The sequence below is a fragment of the Photobacterium galatheae genome (assembly GCF_000695255.1).
GTDB classification, from domain to species: Bacteria; Pseudomonadota; Gammaproteobacteria; order Enterobacterales; family Vibrionaceae; genus Photobacterium; species Photobacterium galatheae.
Genome location: NZ_JMIB01000026.1, coordinates 41,867 through 66,212 on the forward strand (window position 1 = coordinate 41,867; position 24,346 = coordinate 66,212).

General features: G+C 44.8%; 16 protein-coding genes. 14 read left to right on the forward strand and 2 right to left on the reverse strand.

The window, feature by feature from the left end:
* The first annotated feature begins 320 nt into the window (after positions 1 to 320).
* Positions 321 to 956 (forward strand): lytic polysaccharide monooxygenase auxiliary activity family 9 protein, encoded by a 636-nt coding sequence (locus tag EA58_RS12505; RefSeq protein WP_036753256.1) that lies wholly within the window; start codon positions 321 to 323, stop codon positions 954 to 956.
* 127 nt (positions 957 to 1,083) lie between these two features.
* On the opposite strand, the gene EA58_RS12510 is transcribed toward EA58_RS12505, so the two are convergent.
* Positions 1,084 to 2,685, reverse strand: a complete 1,602-nt coding sequence (locus EA58_RS12510) for a sigma 54-interacting transcriptional regulator (protein WP_036753259.1) — start codon at positions 2,683 to 2,685, stop codon at positions 1,084 to 1,086.
* Positions 2,672 to 5,326: a type VI secretion system ATPase TssH gene (gene tssH, locus EA58_RS12515; protein ID WP_036753261.1), complete on the reverse strand. Its 2,655-nt coding sequence runs from the start codon at positions 5,324 to 5,326 to the stop codon at positions 2,672 to 2,674. The genes EA58_RS12510 and tssH overlap by 14 nt, the downstream gene beginning before the upstream one ends.
* Positions 5,327 to 5,840: 514 nt before the next feature.
* Between tssH and EA58_RS12520 the strand changes: the two genes are divergently transcribed.
* The 13 genes from EA58_RS12520 to EA58_RS12580 all read left to right on the forward strand — a co-directional run bounded on the left by EA58_RS12520 (position 5,841) and on the right by EA58_RS12580 (position 23,851).
* Positions 5,841 to 6,359: an Hcp family type VI secretion system effector gene (locus EA58_RS12520; protein WP_036753264.1), complete on the forward strand. Its 519-nt coding sequence runs from the start codon at positions 5,841 to 5,843 to the stop codon at positions 6,357 to 6,359.
* A 138-nt stretch (positions 6,360 to 6,497) separates the two neighbouring features.
* Positions 6,498 to 6,791: a hypothetical protein gene (locus tag EA58_RS12525; RefSeq protein WP_036753267.1), complete on the forward strand. Its 294-nt coding sequence runs from the start codon at positions 6,498 to 6,500 to the stop codon at positions 6,789 to 6,791.
* A gap of 146 nt (positions 6,792 to 6,937) precedes the next feature.
* Positions 6,938 to 7,648: a DUF7738 domain-containing protein gene (locus EA58_RS12530; protein WP_152548016.1), complete on the forward strand. Its 711-nt coding sequence runs from the start codon at positions 6,938 to 6,940 to the stop codon at positions 7,646 to 7,648.
* Positions 7,649 to 8,136: 488 nt separating this feature from the next.
* Complete coding sequence (locus EA58_RS12535) at positions 8,137 to 8,655, forward strand: Hcp family type VI secretion system effector (RefSeq protein WP_036753271.1); 519 nt, start codon at positions 8,137 to 8,139, stop codon at positions 8,653 to 8,655.
* 62 nt (positions 8,656 to 8,717) lie between these two features.
* Positions 8,718 to 10,820, forward strand: a complete 2,103-nt coding sequence (locus EA58_RS12540; RefSeq protein WP_036753273.1) for a type VI secretion system Vgr family protein — start codon at positions 8,718 to 8,720, stop codon at positions 10,818 to 10,820.
* The gene (locus tag EA58_RS12545) at positions 10,820 to 11,302 is read left to right on the forward strand and encodes a hypothetical protein (RefSeq protein WP_036753275.1); all 483 of its coding nucleotides are present in this window, start codon (positions 10,820 to 10,822) and stop codon (positions 11,300 to 11,302) included. Before EA58_RS12540 ends, EA58_RS12545 begins: the two co-directional genes overlap by 1 nt.
* Before the next feature lie 15 nt (positions 11,303 to 11,317).
* Positions 11,318 to 12,655 (forward strand): hypothetical protein, encoded by a 1,338-nt coding sequence (locus EA58_RS12550; RefSeq protein WP_036753278.1) that lies wholly within the window; start codon positions 11,318 to 11,320, stop codon positions 12,653 to 12,655.
* Complete coding sequence (locus EA58_RS12555) at positions 12,636 to 13,625, forward strand: DUF2169 family type VI secretion system accessory protein (protein ID WP_036753281.1); 990 nt, start codon at positions 12,636 to 12,638, stop codon at positions 13,623 to 13,625. The genes EA58_RS12550 and EA58_RS12555 overlap by 20 nt, the downstream gene beginning before the upstream one ends.
* Positions 13,622 to 14,599, forward strand: a complete 978-nt coding sequence (locus EA58_RS12560) for a hypothetical protein (RefSeq protein WP_036753284.1) — start codon at positions 13,622 to 13,624, stop codon at positions 14,597 to 14,599. Before EA58_RS12555 ends, EA58_RS12560 begins: the two co-directional genes overlap by 4 nt.
* A 482-nt stretch (positions 14,600 to 15,081) precedes the next feature.
* Complete coding sequence (locus tag EA58_RS12565; protein ID WP_051642061.1) at positions 15,082 to 16,500, forward strand: hypothetical protein; 1,419 nt, start codon at positions 15,082 to 15,084, stop codon at positions 16,498 to 16,500.
* An 18-nt stretch (positions 16,501 to 16,518) separates the two neighbouring features.
* Positions 16,519 to 17,646, forward strand: a complete 1,128-nt coding sequence (locus EA58_RS12570) for a Tricorn protease domain-containing protein (protein ID WP_235199608.1) — start codon at positions 16,519 to 16,521, stop codon at positions 17,644 to 17,646.
* A 12-nt stretch (positions 17,647 to 17,658) separates the two neighbouring features.
* Positions 17,659 to 22,488, forward strand: coding sequence for an OmpA family protein (locus tag EA58_RS12575; protein ID WP_036753287.1), 4,830 nt, complete (start codon positions 17,659 to 17,661; stop codon positions 22,486 to 22,488).
* A gap of 148 nt (positions 22,489 to 22,636) precedes the next feature.
* Positions 22,637 to 23,851 (forward strand): TolB-like translocation protein, encoded by a 1,215-nt coding sequence (locus EA58_RS12580; protein ID WP_235199610.1) that lies wholly within the window; start codon positions 22,637 to 22,639, stop codon positions 23,849 to 23,851.
* Positions 23,852 to 24,346: the final 495 nt, after the last annotated feature.

Consider the following 24,346-nt stretch of genomic DNA (forward strand, 5'->3'; position numbering starts at 1 on the left):
GCTGTTTGCCACACTCATTATTGCATTTTGTGGTCATGCTTATGCTGATAATCATGATGATGAAGTGTCGATTGCATCCGTAGAATTCAGGACTGCGTTAAGTTAAAGATATAACTGCTTTGGACGGGTCAGATGGCGAAGAATAATGACTGGGTAAGATCGGTCGCTTCCTGACATCGAAAATGGTCACTATCGGAGACTCTGGCGCTGTTGCCATGCGAGTCACTTCACCCTTCCTCAATAAAAGTATGCATTCACATGCTTATTTTGTTCTGACGTTCTATACCTGTAAGAAATCCACAAACAACGTCAGGTGATTTATGAATCAGCCCGTTTTGAATATCAATCAATTCAAGCCGAAACATGGCTATATCATCAGCCCGCCATCTCGTGGCGCTTATGCGGCTGATCAAGGCTGGTGGAATTTAGAAGAGTGGCAAGTGGTTGAACTGGAAGGCGGTAAAAACTTTCCAGCGCACGAGGGCGGCAGCGCCTTTTACGAACCGACCGACGTAGAGAGCAGGGAACCGCCTGTTGATGGCCTGATCCTGAGCGGCGGCCATGAAGATGCACGCCAGAAACTGAATTACACGGATCAGCAATTAATCGCAGAAGGTAAAACGCCCTGGCCGCGCTTAGCCGTGCCGGCTTCGAAAGTGATTGATATTGAATGGAAATATACCGCAGCCCATAAAACCCGTGGCTATGTTGCTTTTATGACCAAAGACGGCTGGAATCCGGAGCAGGTGATCACCCGCAGTCAACTGGAATCGGTGCCATTCTTTGAAGACGTTTATCCTGAGGCACCCTACTGGGATCATGATTTACCTGCAAAAACGCATCATCAACTGGTGCTGCCCGATCATAAGCAAGGCTACCATGTGGTGGTTCTGCTTTGGCTGGTTGCCGATACCAAAAATGCGTTTTACCAGACATTTGATTTTGATTTTGGCTGAGCTGCATACAAGTCAAGAGCAACAATGATCCGGGAAATCGAGGAGATGAATCTTCATCTCCTGGTTTGTCAGTCTGTGTTGAAGCAGAACCCCGGGCTTTGCGGGGTCACGCCCTTGCGGGAGCAGGCTAAGGCATGATTTCATACTTTTTAATCTTGTGGCTCAGGGTGCTGAGCGGCACCGCCAGTGATTCTGCAGCTTTACGGGTTTGCCAGTTGAAGCGTTCCAGCGTTTTCATGATCACCGTGCGCTCATACTGAGTCACGGAATCTTTCAGGGAAGCCATATCCACGTCAGGAAGCGTACTGTCGAATACACTGTCTTCCGGAATGTCTGCCTGAACGTCCGGAATAAAAGTGTCTCCTTCACCGAGTTCAATGCTCTCGACGGTCTCGAAATCAGATAACAGCACAGCCCGTTCAATGATGTTTCGCAGTTCACGAACATTGCCCGGGAAAGGGTAATCCATCAGGCTCTGGCGGGCCTTTTTGCTGATGACCGGCTCGCTGTCCAGACCCAGTTTCTGGCTGGTGAGAGTAATAAAGTGTTCAGCCAGCGGCAGAATGTCAGCCGGACGTTCCCGCAGTGGTGGCAGCGTGATCGGAAAAACATTCAGACGATAAAACAGGTCGGCGCGGAACTCGTTCTTCTGAATTTTCTCTTTCAGATTACAGTGCGTTGCTGCCACAACACGAACATCAATGCTACGTTCTTCACTGCTGCCAATGGCGCGGATTTTACGCTCCTGCAATACACGCAGCAGCTTTGCCTGCAATAACAGTGGCATATCGCCAATTTCATCCAGAAACAGCGTGCCGCCGTCGGCAGCTTCAAACAGACCTTTTTTGTCTTTATCAGCGCCGGTGAAGGCCCCTTTTTTGTGACCGAACAGTTCTGATTCCAGTAGCTGTTCCGGGATCGCTGCGCAGTTCTGCGCGATGAAAGGTTTCTTGGCACGGTCTGAATTGTCGTGGATATAACGGGCAATGACTTCTTTCCCTGCGCCGGTCTCACCCCGCAGCAGCACGTCAACGGGCAGAGCCAGAATGCGCTGTAAGCGCTCCAGCACCTGACGCATGGGATCGCTTTCAGCAATCGGTCCGTTGTAGTCGGCTTTCTTCCGGGCTTTCAGTTGCTTATTTTCCCGGTTGAGTGCTGCGTTATCAGCTTCCAGGCCACGGAGACTGGTGTGATAGGTATCCAGCAGGATGGCCTGACGAATACTGGTGCCAGCGAGTTTAGTGAAAACAGATAACGATTGCTCATCTTCAATCAGGCACAGATCGAACAGCACCAGCAAGCCGACGGTCAGGTTCTGGTGATCTTTCAGCGGCCAGGCCAGCAGGTTGGTACTGCGTAAAGCCATGGCTGTTTCGTTCTGATAGATCGCATCACAGTTGTAGCCGGAGTAGGCATACAGATCGTTGATCAGGACAATTTCGCCGGTGGTGATGGCGTAGCCAAACGGATCATTTTCTTTCAGCAATTCCAGCTGCAACGGTACCCAGGGGTGCTCGTGCAGTGGCTGTTCGTGTTTGTGTACGCTGAGGGGAACCAATGCCTGTCCGGTCTGGTCCAGCACATACATAATGCCATGCCGGGCCTGTGTCAGCTGACGCGCCGCCCCCAGGATGGCGTCCATGGTGGACGCCAGCTGGGTACGATCGGCCAGAGTCTGACTGATGGCCAGTAACAGGTTATTGAGTTCTCCAGAATTAACTGAAGGCATACTCGATCATTCCTTGTTCATCGACGGAAATCGTCAGTGTGGTATGGGTGCTTTCCTCACCCTGATGCGACAGTAGCTCGGTTGACAGCTGAGGCAGCAACTGACGATTAATTACTGCATCAATGTTGCGGGCGCCGGTTTCGCTCAGGCGGCAGTGGCCCAGGACGAAATCGACCAGATCCTGCTCAAAGGCCAATGTCAGGTCATGGTGTGTCTTCAGTCGCTCGCCCAGTTTGCCCAGTTTATGCCTGATGATGTCGGTCATCGCATCATCAGCCAGCGGCAGGTAAGGGATCACATTCATCCGCGCCAGCAGGGCTGGTTTGAAATAACGATTCAGTGTCGGACGAATGGCTTCACCAATTTGCGATGCCGTGATGTCGTCACTCTGTTGCGCCAGCGCTTCAATCTCCTGTGTGGCCAGATTACTGGTCATCAGAATCAGTGTGTTCTTGAAGTCAATCGCCCGGCCTTCGCCGTCGTTCAGCACACCTTTGTCAAAGACCTGATAGAACAGGTTCATGACTTCAGGATCGGCTTTTTCCACTTCATCCAGCAGGACGACGGAGTAAGGACGCTGGCGAACGGCTTCCGTCAGCATGCCGCCTTCACCGTAACCCACATAGCCCGGAGGCGAGCCGATCAGCCGGGAAACTGTATGTTTCTCCTGGAATTCCGACATATTGATGGTGGTCATAAAGCGTTCACCACCAAAGAGTTGATCGGCAATCACACGTGCGGTTTCGGTTTTACCCACACCGCTTGGGCCGACCAGCAGGAACACACCCATTGGTGCGTCCGGGTTCATCAAGCCGGCTTTCGCAGCACGAATTCCTTCGCTCAGAGAGTCGATGGCGAAAGGCTGGCCTTTGATGGTGCCAGACAGAGAATCGCTCAGGTTAAGCACAGAAGCGGATTCATCTTTCAGCACTTTTCCGACCGGGACGCCTGTCCAGTCAGCAATCACCTGGCTGATTTCCGCCGGGCCGACCTCAAAGTGAACCAGGGCTTCGTCACCGCGGCATTCGTCCAGTGCTTGCTGGCAACGCAGGATAGCTTCGCGGATCGATGTTTCATCCATATCCACTGTTTCATCAGCTTCTTCTGATGCAGCATCGGCTTCTGTTTCGCCGGTTGCAATATGCAGCTTCTGACGCAGGCTGATCATTTCGTCGATTAGCGCTTTTTCTTCGGCCCACTGCGCGGTCAGTTCGGCCAGCTCTTCCGTCAGTGCGACGATCTGGCTTTCGATGTGCGGAATCAGCGTGGCGTTTTTCTTATCACCGGTTTGCTGAATTTCGTCACGTTTCAGACCATCCAGTTCACGTTGCAGTGAGGCAATCTGCTGTTGCAGGCTTTCTACCGGGGCAGGGGTTGAACGCAGGCTGATGTTCACCCGTGCACAGGCTGTATCCAGTACATCAATGGCTTTGTCCGGGAGCTGACGGCCTGAAATGTATCGGGAAGACATTTCTGCAGCGCAGGCAATGGCATCATCACGCACATAAATATTGTGGGCTTTTTCGTAAGCCGGGCGCAGACCCCGGATGATGAGTGCGGCTTCTTTCGGAGAAGGCTCATCCAGTTTGACCAGCTGGAATCGGCGGGCCAGCGCCGGGTCTTTCTCGAAATATTTCTTGTATTCAGACCAAGTTGTGGCGGCAATGGTTTTTACTTCACCGCGGGCCAGCGCTGGCTTCAGCAGGTTAGCTGCGTCACTACCGCCGGCCTGATTTCCGCCACCGACCAGGGTGTGTGCTTCATCGATAAACAGAATGATTGGCGTCGGTGAATTTTTCACCTCTTCTAACACACCGTTCAGGCGTTTTTCAAATTCACCTTTGACGCTGGCACCGGCTTGCAGTAAGCCCATGTCCAGACCGAACAGCTCGACGCCTTTCAGAATGTCTGGCACATCGCCTTCAACAATCTTCAGGGCCAGCCCTTCAACAACGGCAGTTTTACCCACGCCCGGCTCACCGACAGCAATGGGATTGTTTTTACGGCGACGGGCAAGAATATCAATGATCTGGCGGATCTCACGGTCTCGGCAGAACACCGGGTCAATTTTGCCTTCGCGGGCTTTGCCGGTGAAATCAATGGTGAATTTGCTCAGTGCCGAGCCTTCCTGACGCGGTTCACTGCTTTCAGTGCTGGCAACCTGTGCTTCAATCGACTCCGCCGTAAACTGGTCGAAGTTGCGTTTCAGAGTTTCACTGTTAATCGGTTCAAACAGATCCTGAATGTCGTGCTGTCCGTAGCGGATTGGGTTTTTCACCAGTGTCAGCAGCAGGGCGCCGGTACGGATTTGCTGCTGGCCCAGGTCAATCGACGACATCAGCCAGGTTTCCTGCAACCATTCAATCAGCAGGGCAGAAAAAACCGGTTTACCCCCTGCGGCTTTTGCACTGCGTTGTAAAGAAGCATTCAGTGATTGACGAATTAAATTTTCCGAGCAATCAAAGCTCGACAGAATACAGTCAAAATCACTGTTCGGGCGTTCAAGCAGACTCAGCAGATAATGCTCAATCGACACTTCTGTTGAACGTTCAGACACTGCAAGTGCGGCTGCATCTTCCAGGGCAACTTTTGCAATGGGATGCAGACGTTGAATCAGAGAAGCTAAATTTACGTTAATCATAGGTCCATCAAATTCGAGTCGAGGAAAGCCTTGATTATAAGCAGATTCAAAAATTGCTGACGGCGCAGAGACTGACTCTAAGTCGCTGTATTAGTGACTATTTCATGATGGAATGACATTCCGCATAGGGACATGGCTACCGAGACTTTCGATGTGAGCTTTTTGATAGGAGAAATGACAGTTTACCCTGTGAAATTCACGGATATTCAAAAGTGTGGCAGGGGTTTCAGAATTGACTCATTGAGGCAGATCAACAGCACACTTTTAAAAGGGGATATTCATAAAACGAGGTAAAGAGTAAAGCTGAATGTGTTGCTCATTTTTAAAAATGAATTTCTAAAAAATGAGAAAATATCCCAAGAAATGAGAAAGTTGTCGTGACTCCAAAACCAAATAAATAGACTAAGCCATTGTTTTTAAATGATTAAAATTGTTGGCATTGTTTTTGCTTTTAATCAATCGTAACGATGAGCGATATGCTCAAACGAATAAAATCAATTGAAAGGAAAGCAATATGCCAACGCCAGCTTATATGTCGATTCACGGTGAAACTCAGGGCCACATTACGAAAGATGCTTACACAGCAGATTCTGTTGGGAACACCTGGCAGGAAGCACATGTGAACGAATTCCTGGTTCAGGAATTGGATCACGTTCTGACTGTACCACGTGACCCACAAAGTGGTCAGCCGACAGGCCAGCGTGTTCACCGTCCGATTATCGTGACCAAACAGCAAGACCGTACTTCACCACTGTTGTTCAACGCACTGGTCAGCGGTGAGAAGCTGCCAGAAGCTTACATCAACTTCTACCGCACTTCGACTCAGGGTAAACAAGAGCATTACTACACCATCAAACTGATCGATGCGCTGCTGGTTGACATGCAGACTCGCATGGCGCACTGCCAGGATGCCGCAACCTCTGACCGTGTGGTTGAAGAAGTGCTGAAATTGACTTACCGCGCAATCGAAGTCACCCACGAAGTGTGTGGTACGGCGGGTAACGACGATTGGCGTACACCACGCGAAGCGTAATCATGCGGATTGGGCGTGATCGTGCGGATTGGAATAGGGGGGCCATTTGGGCCCCTTTTTATTTTTTGGCATCAGTTCAATATATGCGTGGTGTGATGGGGCAAATCGCATACAGAATGTATATCATGTGATGACTTCATGGATGAAATCAAACATCGTTCAACTTTTAGCCACGATTTTATTGTTGATGTGAAGATTAGTCTCAATCCAAAGAACCAAGTTGATCCTCCTCGCATGAGTGAGGAGAAATACCAAAACCATCCATACAATACGATGTTTGCAGATGATGCCATCGACTTTTATGGTGCAATTGTTGATCATTCAGTAAAGAAAGAGAACGTGATTCAATATAGTAAAGGTTGCGATGGACCGGCACTTCAATTCAGTCAATGCCAGTTCCTCTGCGACTCATCAAGCAATGATATCGTTTGAGGATTTCTGGGGAAGAAAACTCGAAGTTCCGGTGATGTTAGAAATTTATCCACCTTCGAAGTTAAAAGATGAAAATGAAGTGAAGTACTTTGGTCAGGTGGTTACTCGTTAATGTATATGTTATGGATTGAACAGGTAAATCAGTCATGTCAATGACACTATATTATTTTATTTTTCATATGGTTTTCATCAAGGTGTTTATTCTTTTATTGACATTTGTTTCTGAAATCCCTTATTTTCAACCAGAGATAACAAATACAAGTGAAAAGCCGGTCCGCCTGGTGATCACCCCGGAAGAAATAACCTTTGATGGTCAAAGGTTAAGCTTTGAAAAACCACTGAAAGACTGGGTTGATGTATTCGGAGAATATTATATTCAGGGTCACCTTGGTTCAGTCGTCGGATTAGGTTCAGAATTGTTTATTTTTCCGGAATTAGGGATCGAGCTTGAAGTCAGGCAGAATTATCAATCGCCTCAATCCGACTGGGTGAAGGGAGAAGAGGGCACTATCAGTGAACCCATGAAGCGGCTTATCGCAAATGTGAAAGTCTACCTTGCTCCGAATACGCAAACCAAGATGCTGAACATTGAGAAGAAATATCAAAACCATCCCTATAGCACAATGTCTGCAAAATATGCCATCAACTTTTATGGTGCAATTGTAGATAGTGATGTTCCAACAGAAAAAGTGATTCACTTTGCCGATGGTGTCACGATGGATCAATATTACAGACTCGTCGCTCCCGGTGTTTCTTCGGTACATGATGCTTCTCTCTTGCTTTTTCATTTTTGGGGCGAAAAGCCACAAGCACCGGTGATGTTAGAAATACATCGAGCACTGAAAAAAGCAGAGTGAATCCAGTGAAGCGATGAGGAAGGGGCTGATGCGTGAGAGAACGTGCGTCATGCCGCTGCCTGGAAAAATATGTCTTCTGTCTTGCTTTTCCACTGTTTTCATTCGCCATTCTGTGAATATGTTGAGCCTTCCAAATATTCTCCTGGGAGGCTCTTCATCATTTCTCTTCATCGCGCCTTCCTGTCATCCGCGCTTTTCCTTTCACGATATCATTGTCTGTGAACTGAATTTCTTTGAACGAAAACCCCATCACGACGTACTGAATCTCACAGACAGAAGTGACTCGGGTATAAATACGGGTTTCTAAAAAATGAGAAAATTTTCTAAGAAATTGGAAGCTTGGCTGGTTTCATGAAAATGCCAATATCGTAAGTCATTGATTTTAATGGGTTTGAAAGTTGGCATGGCAGTTGCAATAAAGTCATCATCGCAACGATTAGCGATATGCTCAAACTCATCAAAATCATTGAACTTGAAAGGAAAGCGATATGCCTACTCCAGCTTATATGTCGATTCACGGTGAAACTCAGGGCCATATTACCAAGGATGCTTACACAGCAGATTCTGTTGGGAACACCTGGCAGGAAGCGCACGTAGATGAATTCCTGGTACAGGAGCTGGACCATGTTCTGACTGTGCCACGTGACCCACAAAGCGGTCAGCCGACAGGTCAGCGTGTTCACCGTCCGGTTATCGTGACCAAACAGCAAGATCGTACTTCTCCGCTGCTGTTCAACGCCCTGGTGAGTGGTGAGAAGCTGCCAGAAGCTTACATCAACTTCTACCGTACTTCGACTCAGGGTAAACAAGAGCATTACTACACGGTGAAGCTGATTGATGCACTGTTGGTCGATATGCAAACTCGCATGGCGCACTGCCAGGATGCCGCAACTTCTGACCGTGTCGTAGAAGAAGTGCTGAAGTTTACTTACCGCGCAATCGAAGTCACCCACGAAGTGTGTGGTACGGCGGGTAACGATGATTGGCGTACGCCTCGCGAAGCGTAATTTCGCTGAAATACCGGGGCCATTCTTGGCCCCTTTTGTCTTAGTTGCATCAGGTAAAAGTAATGAGTAATTCGGTCCAATTTTCGTTTTCAATCGAAGAATCAGAACACGAATTTCGTGTTGAAAGTTTTGAAATCAAAGAGCGTCTGTTTCGGCCCTTCGAAATGAAGGTGTCATTGCTTTCACGTGATGCTGATATTTCGCTCGATGATTTGGTTCGTCAAGCAGGTGTCCTGAAGCTCTTTGGTCAGGGGCGCGATGTTTCCCGACTCTTTCACGGGGTGGTCCGTGAAGTGCGTTTTCTCGGCACCGGGCGTCAGTTCAGTCGGTACGAGTTGATTCTGGTGCCGGATTTGTGGTTCTTGGAACAGCGTTCCGATTGCCGGATCTTTCAGGATCTGACCATCAACGAGATCATTGAATCTGTGCTGGAAGAAGCCGGTGTGACGTCATACCGGATGTTGGCTGAAGTGGGTGAAAAGCAGGAATACATTCTGCAATATCGCGAGACAGACCTGGATTTTATCCATCGCCTGATGTCTCAACACGGCTTGTGGTACTTCTTTGACCATACGGAAACCGGTCATGAACTGGTGATTCTTGATAAAAATGAACTGGTCAGCGAGTTGCCCAGTACGCCTGAGAACGCCACCCTGGTTCCGAATGCTGAACTGCATACCATTTTGTTTCATAGCGCAGGCGGGGGGGTGCCGGATCGTGAACATATCTTTGAAGCCGATTTTGGCAAACGAGTCCACACAGGCGCGGTGTCTCAGACGGATTATAACTACCTGACACCGAAAACCAGCCTGATGGCCAATGTGCCAGAGTCAAATGAATCAGAAGCGTACACCGATCTGGCGATTTACAACTATCCGGGCCGTTACGGTCAGCAACCGCACGGTAAATTGCAGTCGGATTATCGTTTATCTGCGCTCAAAATTACCGGGACTGAACTGAAAGCGACGAGCTGTGTGATGCGTTTCATTCCCGGCTACAGCTTTGTGATGGAAAGTCATCCGCGTCAGTCTCTGAACCGGGACTTCATTCTGTTGGAAGTGGAGCATGTTGGCAGTGACCCCCAGGTCCATGCAGAAGAAAAAAGCGGCAAACCGACCACTTATCACAACAAAATCAAGGCATTTCCGGCTGAAATGACCTATCGCGCAGCGGCGCTGCCTGCCCCCAGAGTTGAAGGGCCGCAAACGGCCGTGGTGGTTGGGCCGGCGAACGAAGAGATTTATACCGATAATCTGGGCCGAGTGAAGGTGCAGTTCCATTGGGATCGTCTGGGCGGTATGGATGAACATTCGACCTGTTGGGTGCGTGTCAGTCAGACGCTGGCAGGGCCGAACTGGGGTGCTGTGTTCCTGCCGCGTATCGGCCATGAGGTCGTGGTGACCTTCCTGGAAGGCGACCCGGATCAGCCGCTGGTGACCGGCTCTGTTTATAACGGTTTGCATCGGCCGCCATATGATCTGCCGTTAAAGAAAACCCGAACCACGCTGCGTTCCAAAACCCATAAGGGTGAAGGCTACAACGAAATCAGCCTGGATGATGAAACCAATCAGGAAGAATTGTACCTGCGGGCGCAAAAAGACATGTCCGTCAAGGTGCTGAACGATCGTTTCGAGCAGATTGGCAATGATGACATGCTGACCGTGGCGCGTCATCAAACCAATGAGATTGGTCAGAACCAGAAAGAAACCATTAAAGGGACGAAAACGACTGAAGTGAAGGGCACCTTCACGGAAACCGTCGATGGCGATGTCACGGTGACTTACAACAGTCATGAGTCCGTGACTGTCGTGAAGAATGCAGACCTGAAGGTGAATCAGAACCGGACTACGGAGATCGGCAAGAATGATGAGCTGACGGTGATGGAGAATCAGACCATTACCGTGCATGGTTCGCGTCAAACTCAGGTCGATAAAGACAATAACCTGAGTGTTGATGGAAACTCGACGCTCACAGTGACTGGGAATATTACTTCAGAGTCAAAGAGTACGACCCAGATTATCAGTAAAGACAAGATCGTCCTGAAAGCCGGCCAGTCTCAAATTGTGCTGAACAGTGATGGCTCGATTCAGATTACGGGCTCGTCCATTTCGATTAATGGTTCAGATAAAGTTGTCGCTCAGGGCGGAAAAGTATCGGTGAACTAATGCAGAAACAGCAGACGCAACCCAGTCAATTGATAGAAGCAGGTGCCGGGGAATCCCCGGCGTCTTTGTATCCCCGCTTTGGTCGGATTCTGGCTATTGAAGGCGACAGTGTTCGGGTGACATACGATGGTTGCGATATGCCATCGGGTATGGCAGCGCGGCTTGGTCGCCAATTCTCTATTTCAGAACTGGAGCTGGCAAAGCAGAACGCTTTGACCTGCCGGATTGAGTTTGTCGGGCAGGATCCGAATTTGCCGTTAATCACAGACATTTTCTTCTCGTTGATTGAACAACGGGATGAGTTGGTGCTGAAGGCGAAAAATATTCGGATTGAGGCAGACAATGAGCTGGTGGTAGCCAGTGGTGGTGCTCAGACCCGTTATGAAGCCGGACAGAAGCGAGTGACGACTGAAGGCAAGTACATTCATAGCCAGGCGGAAAAATCCCAGAAAATTCAGGGTGCAATCATAGCGATTAACTGATGGATGCAGACCATAATGAACAGTCTGATTAAGCCGGAAACTCCGGATTTTACCCAGTTGAAGGATGAAGATATTCAGCAACTGGCAGCGCGCATGAAACAGGCGATAACACAGGCGAGTGCGACGTCGCCGGGTATTCTGAATTTTGCCAGAGAGAAAGCGGAAACGGCTGCGACTGAGATTCGCTTCCTACTGATGCAGCATGAGCGTAATTTAAACGCGGGTCTGCCGGATACAGGCAGTCAATATTACCATCTGGTGAACCGTAAGCTGAATCGGTATCTGGCTGTTTTGATTGCTTTGTATCGGTGTGAACCCGGTTATATTCTTTGGATGGCCGACAGTCATCCGCAGGTGTTGCTCTGGGTGCTGACCTCTGCTGATCTCGAATCTTTGGATGAGGAAGCCTGTGCGTTTGCCTTGTTGCTGGTGGATAAACTGCCAGCGAAACAGTGGTTGCAGATCGTAACACTGGCCTCATCGACCCGCGTGCCATTGGTTTTGCAGTCGGCTGCTATCAGTGAACTCAGTCAGGCTGAACTGGCGATGCAGGCGCTGATCCGTCGAGGGGAACTAACCGAAGCATTTGCCTCGTTGTGTATCCGCGAAGGAACAGAGAATGTCAGTGTGCTTGCGCGCTATCAGCTGGCCCGGATGGGGCAAGAGGCGGGTATCAACTGGATCAATGAACACGGCGATCCATCTAAATCTCTCTTCACTCATTTACTGGTCCGCAAAGATAAAGTCGCCTGGCTGCGGCGTGAGTTGTTACCGCAGGCCGATGCTCTGACCGACGTTTCAGTCTATGCCATTCTTAACCGCCTGCCGGAATCATTCGAACTGCCAGCGTTTCAGCAAGACCAGCAGGCTTACCTGAAAGCTGCACTGGCAGGGGATCCTGAGGCTGTTCAGCCCATCATTGATGCGATTCAGATAGAAACGAATGACACACGTCTTGAAAACTGGGTTCATGCACTGACGCTAATGCTGGGAGAGCTGCTTCCGGTGCGGGTGGCAGATTTAGATGTGAAGTATGACGGCCAGCAAGCCGCAGAGATACTGAAGATATGGTGGCAAAACAACCATGGCGGGCTGACCTTATCGCCGATGATGCGGATGGGCAGCGCGCTGAGTTATACCAGCAGCATTGATGCATTACGTAGTCAGTCGTTACCGGCTGAGTTTCGGACCTGGGTCTGGAAAGAGCTGTGCCTGAACGGCGGTATTTATGTTGCTTATGACCCCATGAGCTGGCCAGAGCGTCAGCGCCGGGCGATTTACACACTTTCAAATAACACGACTGCCGCCGAGCGGTATAACCAGAGGATACGCGATGCAGCTGTGGGACGTTGAATCTTCCTTGCCCTATACCATGAAAGGCCAGTTTGTCCGGGATCATGACGGACAGTCTGTCTGGGTAGTTTGTCTGAAAACCGGCTGGCAGCTGGTGGGCGGGCAATGGCAACCGTTGAACACGCAACCAGAGATCTACTCGACGCCGGCCTTTGCCGGTGAACCCGGATTTTCTGCGCTGCTGGCCGATCAGGACTTTGTGGTCACCAAAACCAACACCGATGTGCTGGTCAACGGCCATGCCAGAAGTTATGGCAAAAAGCCTGTCACGAAAATGAATTGCCGCCTGCTGATCGAGGGGCACATTGATAAAACCGTGCAGGTGTTGGGGGCACGCCAGTGGATCACTCAGGCGGGTCAGGTGGGGGTGACTGTTCCGTCCCCATTCATTGAACAGCCTGTGTCTTATGCGCAAGCGATGGGGGGTGAAGATGAACGCAACCGAGCGGGTTGTGGTATCGCTCTGAAAACAGAAGATCTGCTGACTCAGAACGTCCCTTCCGTTTTTTATCCTGATCAAGACTGGAAGCTGGAAGCGTCGAAAGTCAGGCCAGCAAGTTTTGGCCCGGTTGCCGTATTCGATCAGCCACGGGCTGGATTGGCGGGGACGTTTGATGAAGTATGGGAAGAAGAGCGTCGTCCGCTTTATCCGGTGGATTTCAATCCGGCGTTTTATCAGTCAGCCCCTGCAGATCAACAAACCAAAGGTTTGTTAGCAGGGGGCGAACGGCTGATTGTCTCCGGTTTCAGCCATGAAGAAACCCTGTATTTTACCGTCCCTCGCCGTCGCTTCGTGGCGCAGGCCATCTTTGCTGATAACAAAGAAAAGCAGCCGATGTCGTTACACACCCTCTCGGTCGATGCCGATACCTTGGTTGTCACGGCGGTCTGGTCTGCCGCTTTTCCATGTCAGGGGAGAGTGGCACAGCTCAACAATACCGTCATTTCTGAAGAGAAGGCCACTGTATGAGTTCTTCGTCAGCAAGATATGTATTATGTGCCGACGCAGTAACAGCAGCCGGATTCAACCTGGATGTGTCTGTTGCTGTGGCTCGAGCCAGTCTGGATATGTATGAAACCCGCTGTTTGGGTGAGGGAGATGAAAAAGCAACGGTTGCTCCTGTGACCTATCTGGACACGGAGGAATCCGAGACAGACAGAATGCTGGGCATGCTGACCTTGCTGGTGAATCAACTGACGGTTCAGCTTCCGGGCAGTCTCTCGGCAGTCCCGCTGTATGTCCGGATGCCGGAGAGCGTGACGCAGCGTCTGATCGATGAATGGCTGACGCAGTTACAGCAGGATGAAGATTCCCAGAAAACGATATCCCGCGTTGTCCTCAGCCATGCCTCAGGCCATCAGCATTTTTCAGAGGTACAGAAAGCACTGAACGATGAGGAGGTGTTGATTGCGGTGTCGGTGGATTCACCGATGGCAAGATTGAACGATCTGGCAGAGCAGCAGTGGCTGCAAACGAACCAGCATCCGTGGGGTGTGATTGCCAGTGAAGGTGCTGGTGGTGCCATTCTGGCAAGCCGAAGCTTCGTCGAAGCCATGAAAATCAAGCCGCTGGCAGCACTGGACAATTGGTGTTACGAAACGGGTGAATCCACTCACCTGATGTCTCGGGTATTGCGCAGACAATCGAAAGCCGTGGATGATTTTGGTTTGCTGTTCAGTGACATGACAAACCTGAGACATCATCAGGAAGATTATGGGTTTGCGGTTGGCGCCCGGGGCGAACGGCTCGTCAATCCGGAGCAGATCATCGTTAGTCATACGCTGTGGGGCTATCTGGGGGATGCATCACTGTTCGCGACGCTCGCGCTGGCGGTACATCATCAAGATCAGCACTTTGTACGAAGCCTGTTTCTGTTTGGTGCAGACAGCGGTCGGGCCATGCTCACGCTGTCGCTTTCTGAATCATTGAACCCTGCCGGATGAGCAGTGAACACATTGAATGAGAAGAGAAAAAGCGTAATTTTTGGCTCAAGGCCACAAAGTGATGCTTTGCGCACGGACGGCGTATTAAATCGGTTGATTAGGTCATTCAATCTGTTAGGGTTTTTCGCTGTACGTCTGGATGACTGTACCCATTGTTCATTCTCTGAACGGATCTTCTAAAAGTGAATACTGGCTGGTGCATGTCTGAATTTGGCATCAGCAAGCCGCAGCCAGTATGAATTCACGGAAAAACGCTGTGGAGATTGTCATTATGATAAGCCGTCTACAGAGACTGAATCGCCAGTCTGACTGTCCATCTCTCTTCTCACATCATACAACATGGTGCCTGCTGTTCTCTGAACCGGACAACGGGCTTGTTTCTGTCATGTGGTTTGTCAGGACGTACTTTGCCCTGAGCAAAGAACATGTCGATAAACAATATGATCCCGCTTTGCCAGTACGATAAAAATGAGACGACTGATATGGAAAAAGTAAGATATGTAAAGGCGAGTTACACGCCACTGGAAGACATCACTCCATTACACCGCAATGTCGTGACACAGCCAGTTGAGCCTGTTCCTGATCACAAGCTGGTGGTTGAACTGGCCGGTCAGTGGCCCGGGAACCGGGCTTATTTAATTCTGGCTAAGACTGAAACTCAAAGTGAGAAAATTGAAAAGCCTCGGGCAGATTCAAAAAAGGATCATCGCAGTTTGGTTGAGTTTGACGAGCTTGAGAATGAAGCGAAGAATTTATACCTCGCCATTCCCTCACTTGTAACCCCAATGCCGATTAAGATTTTATTGGCAAAAGGTATGATGCCTGTAGTGAAACAAACCGAGATGGATGAGTGGGAAACCGTCCTTGTTCCTGTAGTTCCCATGTATTTTACGACAGAAGATAAAGATCCTGCGAAAGCGTCATTATATGAACCGGGATATGTGTACATTCTTCGTGATGGTAAAGTATGGCGTGAAATCTACATCACGGAGCACGGTTACTTTAGTGAAGTAAACCTGACGTTGGAGGTATGCAACGATAAACAACGGCAAATGGTTGTTGAAAGACATGTTGATATTACTTTAGTCAGTGAAGAAACTGGAGCGCGTTATTCATATGAACCTTACGAAGTGAAGCAAGACGGTAAAACTGTATTGACCTCCAGGCTCGATGCATCCGGTATGGCACGTGTATTTGGCCTGACGGCAGAAGAGGTTGAGATTGTTCTCACCGATTATTCCCCGGTAAAGACTTTTACATTTTCTACGAAAGAAAGCCCTAAAAAAGGCGGCCGGATTGTTCTGCGGGAGCCTGAGGGGATGTCTGTGCCACATATATGGTTACCTTATAAAATTAATGGAGAAACGGTTCAGTTGCATGCGATTTTTTGTACTCAGCAGCAGACGAGCAGTCAGCTTTCAGAACTTGAACAGAACTATGAATCGAGAGCGACTGAAATTACAGGCATGGCTACCTACACAAAGGATAAATCTTTCACTGATGCAAATTCGGTGATTCAGAACCTGACAATCCCGGAATCACTCACGCCAGATTCCAAAAAATATAGTTTTGTGAATAAACAGATAAACAGAAATATTGCAGCTGTTTATCTGAATGCACCGCAGCCAGAAATTCGCCTGACCTATTATGCCCATCCACAGGTTGATCAACCGGATGATTATTTTGAATTATCAGATTCTGAAAGTGAATGGACACAAAAGGTTTATCTGAGAAGCTGTGATTTTATCGATCAAAAGCATCGAATGATCCGTTTTTCTGGCTGGCCGAGTGAAGTAAAAAAAGTCACATTGAGCCGAACGAATAAAGGCAGTGAAGCGTTTGATGTGATTGAACCTGTAATTATTTATAAAGATATAGATATCAGCGAATTATTCAATTAAAGGTTGGCAAAGGAAAGAATGATTGTGATGAAAAAAAATATGAAATCAGCACTGAAATTAAGCTTATTAAGTACTTTGCTGCTTGTCGGTTGCGGGCAAGATGAGTCCAGCGTTGAAAGTAAGCAACCGAAAAAAGAACTGACTACCGTCGAGCAAAAAAATGCTCAAGAATGGGAAGATGGTCGGATATACATTACAGAGCATAACTATATTAGCTATCAGGATAATAATGGGAAGCCCGCATATTATATTTATAAAGCTAAAGAATGGCCACGTGAAGATTTAAGTCATGAAAGTTCTTATGATTTACCACGTGTGCTTTTCCGCTGGGATAATGGTGAGGGTGAAACAGATGATTATTATGAAAGAAAAGATAAGGTCTGGAGTATCAAAACGGATGGGACTGATTTGCGTCTCGTCGCGGATGAGTTTGATGGAAACGTTCGTTTAATGAGAATGTCACCGAATAATCGTTACCTTGCTTTAGCTTATGCCAACAGTGATGGTATGTTTAAAGTGATTAAAGATTTGAAAACGGGTGAGTATATCGAATTGGGTAAATCGCGAGGGTACCCTGAGTTTTTATGGGCTGAGGACAGTAGTTATCTGTATTTTACAGATCAATGGCAGGACTGGAAATATAATCTGAAGACATCAGAAACTAAGGAAGTAGAGGTTCAATATAATGAATACTCTGTAATTTATACTGGGAAACGATATGTTCTGAATGATTATGGTGTGGTTGTATATGATGAAAAGACGAACGAATGGTTATATTCAGTTGGCGTAAACCCGGATGAGAAATCACTTGGTAAATATAAGTTTATCAAAAAATCAATTAGTCCTACAGGTCGATTTGCCTGGGGTGAAAGTGGTCGAAAGCGTTTCCTGATTGATACACATAAGAAAACATTCAATTATGAAGATATAGACAATAATAAAATAGGGAAATATCAATATTTAGATATAATTGGATTGAATGCTAACTATGCACGATCTGGTGCAGGGAATACTATATTATTTAAGTTAAACGACAAAAAAGAAATTGACGATAACTACAAAAAATGGGCGCAAATTGCGACTGGTCGTTCCGCCACAGATTCTACACTTTATAATAGTTTTGCAAACAATGGCAGTTTTGAATAATAGGAAGTGACAATGTTGGTTGAAATGTGTTTAGCACCAAATTACTATATCTTTAGTGCATATTTTAATAAGTTTCATAATCATAAAACGCAGCTAGATGAATATCCTGACTGGCATGATATATCTGATTTGAGAGAAGAAAGTGAGCTCAAAAATATACGTCCACTCCAATTGGTTCCTGTTGTTTCTTTAGACGACAATGGACAACATGAGCTATGGGCAACGGACTCCAACTATCGTTTGTGTTCACTGAGGCATGGGAGTCAAGGGAAAGAAGGGGAGTCTGATAAAAACTATTCAATTCTTGCACATTCCAACCCGATACATTCATTGTCAGATGAAAATTATAAGTTGAAATTTCCACCACTGCCTATGCTCGCGAAACTAACACAGGGTGGAACCAGTTATGAAGATTTATGTGAGAATATTAAAAAAATATCAAAGAAAGTTAATCAAAAGGATTTAAGCTATAAGTTGACGACAATTAGTTTAGACCAGTTAGCTGAACCTTTTGAAGCTAAAATAAATGGTGGGCTAACTAATGAACAGGAAAAGTATAATGCTTGGTTAATGGAGGTCAAAGAAAAAGGCGAACCGTTAAAAGGATTTATCTTACCGACTGTATCAACTCTTGTTGTTGTTTTTTCGCATGCAGATTACCAGAATGCAATTGTTTCATTACATTCATATGATGAGTTTGGAAAGGATAAATTCGATGATAAGCTTATATCAAGAGCTAATGTGTTTAAATCTAAAGAGGGTGATGAAGACTCTAAGCCATGTGCAATTTTTCATTTAAGTCCTGATGAAATAGATGATGGATTATATACAATAAGTGTGAAAGTTAATTCAGAAACAGTGGGTAAAAGTGATATACCTAACCTATTTGTCAAATCAAATATAAAATATGAGTCGAATGGTTTAAAAAAAGAATACTCATATGAACTAAGAGAGTATATTAAATTCAATTCTGATTCACCACTTGGGAAATTAGCAATTGTTAATGGGGATATGATTTCTCTTGAAGAAACACTCATCTACCAATTTCCACAGTATTTGAACGGAATGAAGCGATATTTATCAAATGATAAAGGCGCAGAAGGTGCTTCAAGTCCGACTTTGAATAGTTTGTCAACATTGAAATCTATTCGTGATGCATCCGTTCAATTTGGCGTTGATAGTCTGATAGGTGGATTACAGGGGCAATATATTGAAGCTGGAAAACAAGCAGCTTTAAACTCAGTGAGTCAAGTGTTTTGGGATAGCGTTAATAATGATATGCCGGAAGCATTGCGTGCTACAGGTGAACTGTATCATGGTATATTCACTGTTAAAGATGCATGGGAGCACTATTCAAAAATATTTAATAATAACTTAACATATGCAGAGCGTGGGTTAGGCGCCAGGGCTTTATTTTCGGAGAAGGTGCTGAATATATCTCAAGGGAAAGAGTTTCTCCAGGGATTTGTAAATGATTTTGAACATAAAGATTTCAGATCATTAAGTGGGCGTGTTGCTGAAACCTGGAATGGGGGACTGTCAGGGCTTGCAGATAATGGTTTGAATTTTATTTCGACCGCTCAATCGATGAAGTCTTTATATGATAATTATCAAAACTTAATTGATGCTGAAAAGAAAACCGAGAATGCCAGAAAAGATTTATCGACGATTGCAGGGGACTATCTCGATAAGATTCCTGTTTATCGTGAAAATGTTTTCCAGGACGCTAAAAAAATAAATGAAGCTTTAGCATGTGCAAAGGAAAAGATCGCTGATTCATCAAAATCGAATGAAGATCAGGCAGAAGCGCAAGATCAAGTTGAATTAATGACAGATGAAGGCGGTACTGGCATTAAAGTACTATTCCACTTTAATTCCAGGAAGCGTGAATTAGATGAAAATAAAGGCGTGATTGACGTCTTAGTCGAAGCTCTGAAGAGTGAAAGAAAGCTGCGAATAGAAATTGAAGGGCATGCATGTCAAGTGAGTTCAGATGCTATCAATATGAGAGTATCGAAAGAGCGAGCTGAAAATGCCAAAGCACTGTTCCCAGAAGAACTCCATCAATTTATTACTGTAAGGGCATATGGTGAGTCTGCTCCGATTTATATACCAGATGACCCGAAAGATATTCGCAGAGATAATCCAAAACTTGCAGTAAATAGACGCGTTGTTATCAAGATTTATTTAGTCTCTTTAGATGTTGTCTATAGTCCAAGTCGATTTGGCTATCAGGCGATGGAAAGGTATCGCTTGTCTTCGCTAGATGCAATGAAGAATGAAGACGATGCTGAAACTGCATTACAACTTGCAATTCTCGACAGCTTTTTGAATGTCGCACAATTTATTCCTGTATTAGCACCATTCGCGCGGGGTTTAATGCTCGCTTCAGCATCTGGTGATGTGGTTAAATCAGCGTTGACTGTATTGGATGAAACCTTGTTTGATCACAATATCAAAGAGTATTTCAAAAATGTAGAAAAAATTAATAGTCTCGTTAATCTTTCTAGATTAAATATGGAAATGCTAAGGGAAATAAAAGATATAAATATTAATTTAAATCAATCTCATTCGACATATGAAGACGTTGAAAAGTTCTTGAAGGATAAAAAAACAAACAAAGAGTTACTGAAGCGATTTAAATTAAGAGCATTTGCATTGAATGGTTTGATGCAAATGCTTGCATGGATAAAATTCAATTGTGACGAAATCAATCAAGAAAGCTTAGAAAAATATAAAGTCAGAGAATATCTTTCAAACTATATATTTAGTGATGATTGGAAATTAAACGCCATGACACAGAATTTAGGCCTTGCTTGGATTAATGGCATTAGATTTGGTGATATGGATGATGGAAAGGTTAAAGAGCTAGAAAATATCAGATATGATGTATACAACTATGCAAGTGAATTACAAAAAAATAATTCATTGAGTGTATATGTCGCACCATTACCGATAGATAATAAAATATGCATCAGACCACCTGACAATTACATTTCTGGTGCATTCAATCGGGTTTTTCCTGTTCAGACAAAATTGTTTGAACAAGGAGATGAAAGTCTTTTTGTTGAATTTGCAAATAACTTTTCCATTATCAAGGGTGCGATAAGAGAAGATAATATTGGGTTTTGCAGGCTGCTCATTGCTGATCCGAATAGTGAAAATTGGAAGACTTATCATGATTGGTTAGGCAAAAATAGATCGAACCGTATTTCACCATATCATAAAGTAAAGCTGCAATTAGTCTTAAACACGAAATACGACCAGGTGATGGCAGTTAAACTTGGATATGATCGAATTGATGGTTTGTGGAATTTAGATGGCCCATCTTATGAAGCATTAATATATCCAATGAAGATTACTGATTTTACTTGCGATCCAGGTGGTGAGTTAGCAGAATACTTTGAAAAACAACAATCTGAAACGCTTTCATCTGTAGAGTTTACACCATTTTATAATTTTGGTGAGGCTAAAATATTTGGCATCAAGCCTCTGACTTCTAAAGGAAGGATTATCTTTAATGAGTTTATTCATGATTTAAAAGAATCTGCGACTAAAACTTTTCATTATTATAATAAGCTGATGCTGTCTTTAGATATTCTTGAAGAAGATAAGGAAGTCAGTGATTTTGAACGCTATGTAAATGAAGGTGGTTTCCGCTCAATGAAGTATCGCTTATGGATTAGTGATAGTGACGGGGATTTTAAAATGTACCTGCCGAAATGGTTTAGTGATCAAAAGTATGGGACGAAGATCATTAGACTTTTGAATAAGGATATTAAAGTTGGAGTGCATTCTGAGAATAAATCTGAGGTTACCGTTTATAGGAGATTCGGTGAGAAGGCGTTACATTTAAGAGAGAAAGATACGCTTCATGAATTATTTACCTTGACCACAGATACGAAAAATTCTCAGCCAGTTCCGATTATTGAGGATATTTCAACTTACGTAGTCGGAATTAAGTCAAAAGAAACTGGCTTGAATATGTTTACGAAATCTGGAAAATTAAATGATTTTTATTTAAGTAAGCATAGACTTGCTGACAGGAGTTCCTTTGCAGATCTCACCCCAATAGATGAAAACCCTACATCAATATTTGTCATGTTTTTGGCAGAGAAAGATAATATTGAGCATTACAAAACAACTAATCTTGCATGGGACAAACTGGATATGTCTTTACAGTTGATTCTTGGTATGGATGATGCGGTATTCTCAGCAGAGAAAATAAATCATGGTCCAAGTTTTAGAACAGCATTATGTTTCCAAGGGAAATTATCTTTTAGTGAATATTATGAAAATATGAATAAATCTCATGGGACTAACTATGAAGTTTGGCGTTGGGAAGATGAAATATCTGATGGTGGTAAAGTTCATTATAGTGATGAATTACAGAGTTTTGTGAAAGATGCGATGGACAAAATTAAATCAGAGTCAGATGATTTAGATGAAAGTAAAATTTATACAATGTACGCCATGGAAGTACCTTTAAGTTATTTCTCACCGACTGGGAAGAAAGTGAACGGACTAAGACCATTTGGCGATATATTATCAAGTGGTACACTCACACTATCTCTGGCTGTTTCTCAGTCAGATACAGCAAATCAGGATGTCTATTCTGGGTTAAGTGAGATTGGTGTTGAAATCCAGCCTATTGGTAATGGCCTATTTTATGCGCCTTGGCTGCAAGAACCAGAGTCAGAAAAAGACATGAACAGGGATGCATTTGAAAGATGGAAATTGCTTTCCAAATCTGAGAAGAGAACTCTTGTTCAACACTGGATTAAAGAGCAAAGAACGGTATTGGAAGCTCCAGCAGACCCCGATCCGAGTTTACTATCATAATTTTAAGGCCCTGTTTATCAGGGCTTTATTTTCATCCCTAAACCACCGCCTTTAAGATGGTTTAGGAATGATTTGATTAAAAATAGTTATCAACTATTTGTTCAGTTCTGAATCTGTCGGGTAAACAGTGCAGAATGAAGCCAAAAACATGAATTCGTTATTGTATGCAAAAAGGTGGAAATCATTGGTGGTTCACGAAACAAGTGAGATTAAAATGAAAAGAAAGATAATTTTAAGTGTTGTCGCTGCGATACTGATATCCGGTTGTGAACAAGAAACGATGACGTCATCGAATACAGAGCATGACTTAGCAGAGCAGAGTACGACATTCGATAGTACGCCAGATAAACCCATGAGCATTGTCGAACAGAAAAATGCACAGCATTGGGATGATGGCCGGATATATATTACAGAACATAACTATATTAGTTATCAGAATAATAATGGCAAGCCCAAGTACTATGTTTTTAAAGCCAAAGAATGGCCGCGTGAAGACTTAAATAATAAAAGTTCATATGATTTACCCCGTGTTGTTTTCCGCTGGGATAATGGGGAAGGTGAAACAGATGACTATTATGAAAGAAAAGATAAAGTCTGGAGTATTAAAACGGACGGGACTGATTTACGACTCGTCGCGGATGAATTTGATGGTAGTGTAAGAGCAATGCGGATGTCACCGAATAATAGATATTTAGCATTGGGATATTGGGCAGACTCTGGTGTACATAAAGTTATAAAAGACTTGAAAACAGGTGAATATATTGATTTGGGTAAGGAATATGGTTTTCCGAATTTTTTATGGTCGGAGACAAGTGACTATCTGTATTTCTTTGAAAACAGAAAAACTTATAAGTATAACATTCAAGAAAAAAGTATTACTGAAGTTGATGTTCAGTTTAATAAAGACTCAGTAATTTATGATGGAAAGAGATTTGTTGTCAATAAACATGGGGTCGCTGTATATAATGAAGGGAATAATAAGCTTTTATATAGTGTTAGTGTGGATCTTAACTCTAAACAATTAGAAAAATTTGTTTTTAAAGAGAAAGGAATTAGCCCGGGAGGTAAGTACGCCTGGGGAGAATCAAGTGAGTATCGATTTTTAATTGACGTGAATAATAGGAAAATATATCAAGAAAAAATAGATCTTTCCAAACCGGGTGATTATGAAATGTTAAATATTTTAAGTTTGGATGCAAAATTTGCACGAAGCGGCGGATCTGCACAAGTTTTCTTATTTAGTCTTGATGAGGAAAAAAGAATAAAAAAATCTCAAGTTTGGAAGCAAATTGGTACTGGACACAGTGCAACTGAGTCTTCCCTATATAATGCCTTTGCGAACAATGGCAGTTTTGAAAAATAGGAAGTAACTATGTTGTTTGAAGTATGTTTAGCGCCAAATTATTATATTTTTCCTGTATCTTTCAAAAAGGTATTTAATAAAAAATGCAAGATTTGAATATCCTAGTTGACATGATAAATCAGATATTAGAGAAGATAGTGAGCTGAAAAATGTTCGACTTTTCCAATTGATTCCTGTTATTTCTTTAAATAATAGTGGTCAACATGATATATGGGAAACGGACTCCAACTATCGTTTGTGTTCACTGAGACATGGTAATTAAGGTAAAGAAGGTGAAATGGATAAAAATCATTCAATTCTTTCGCATTCCAACCCGATACATGTTATCTGAGAAGCTGTGATTTCATTGATAAAAAGCATCAAATGTTCCGCTTTTCTGGTTGGCCGAGTGAAGTAAAAAAGTCACATTGAGCCGAACGAATAAGGCAGTGAAGAGTTTGATGTGATTGAACCTGTAATTATTTATAAATATATAGATATCAGTGAGTTATTCAA

Bases quoted from the DNA above. Each gene is read 5' to 3' on its own strand.
- EA58_RS12505 (WP_036753256.1), top strand. From the start codon at position 321: ATGAATCAGCCCGTTTTGAATATCAATCAATTCAAGCCGAAACATGGC.
- EA58_RS12510 (WP_036753259.1), bottom strand. From the start codon at position 2,685: ATGCCTTCAGTTAATTCTGGAGAACTCAATAACCTGTTACTGGCCATC.
- tssH (WP_036753261.1), bottom strand. From the start codon at position 5,326: ATGATTAACGTAAATTTAGCTTCTCTGATTCAACGTCTGCATCCCATT.
- EA58_RS12520 (WP_036753264.1), top strand. From the start codon at position 5,841: ATGCCAACGCCAGCTTATATGTCGATTCACGGTGAAACTCAGGGCCAC.
- EA58_RS12525 (WP_036753267.1), top strand. From the start codon at position 6,498: ATGGATGAAATCAAACATCGTTCAACTTTTAGCCACGATTTTATTGTT.
- EA58_RS12530 (WP_152548016.1), top strand. From the start codon at position 6,938: ATGTCAATGACACTATATTATTTTATTTTTCATATGGTTTTCATCAAG.
- EA58_RS12535 (WP_036753271.1), top strand. From the start codon at position 8,137: ATGCCTACTCCAGCTTATATGTCGATTCACGGTGAAACTCAGGGCCAT.
- EA58_RS12540 (WP_036753273.1), top strand. From the start codon at position 8,718: ATGAGTAATTCGGTCCAATTTTCGTTTTCAATCGAAGAATCAGAACAC.
- EA58_RS12545 (WP_036753275.1), top strand. From the start codon at position 10,820: ATGCAGAAACAGCAGACGCAACCCAGTCAATTGATAGAAGCAGGTGCC.
- EA58_RS12550 (WP_036753278.1), top strand. From the start codon at position 11,318: ATGAACAGTCTGATTAAGCCGGAAACTCCGGATTTTACCCAGTTGAAG.
- EA58_RS12555 (WP_036753281.1), top strand. From the start codon at position 12,636: ATGCAGCTGTGGGACGTTGAATCTTCCTTGCCCTATACCATGAAAGGC.
- EA58_RS12560 (WP_036753284.1), top strand. From the start codon at position 13,622: ATGAGTTCTTCGTCAGCAAGATATGTATTATGTGCCGACGCAGTAACA.
- EA58_RS12565 (WP_051642061.1), top strand. From the start codon at position 15,082: ATGGAAAAAGTAAGATATGTAAAGGCGAGTTACACGCCACTGGAAGAC.
- EA58_RS12570 (WP_235199608.1), top strand. From the start codon at position 16,519: ATGATTGTGATGAAAAAAAATATGAAATCAGCACTGAAATTAAGCTTA.
- EA58_RS12575 (WP_036753287.1), top strand. From the start codon at position 17,659: ATGTTGGTTGAAATGTGTTTAGCACCAAATTACTATATCTTTAGTGCA.
- EA58_RS12580 (WP_235199610.1), top strand. From the start codon at position 22,637: ATGAATTCGTTATTGTATGCAAAAAGGTGGAAATCATTGGTGGTTCAC.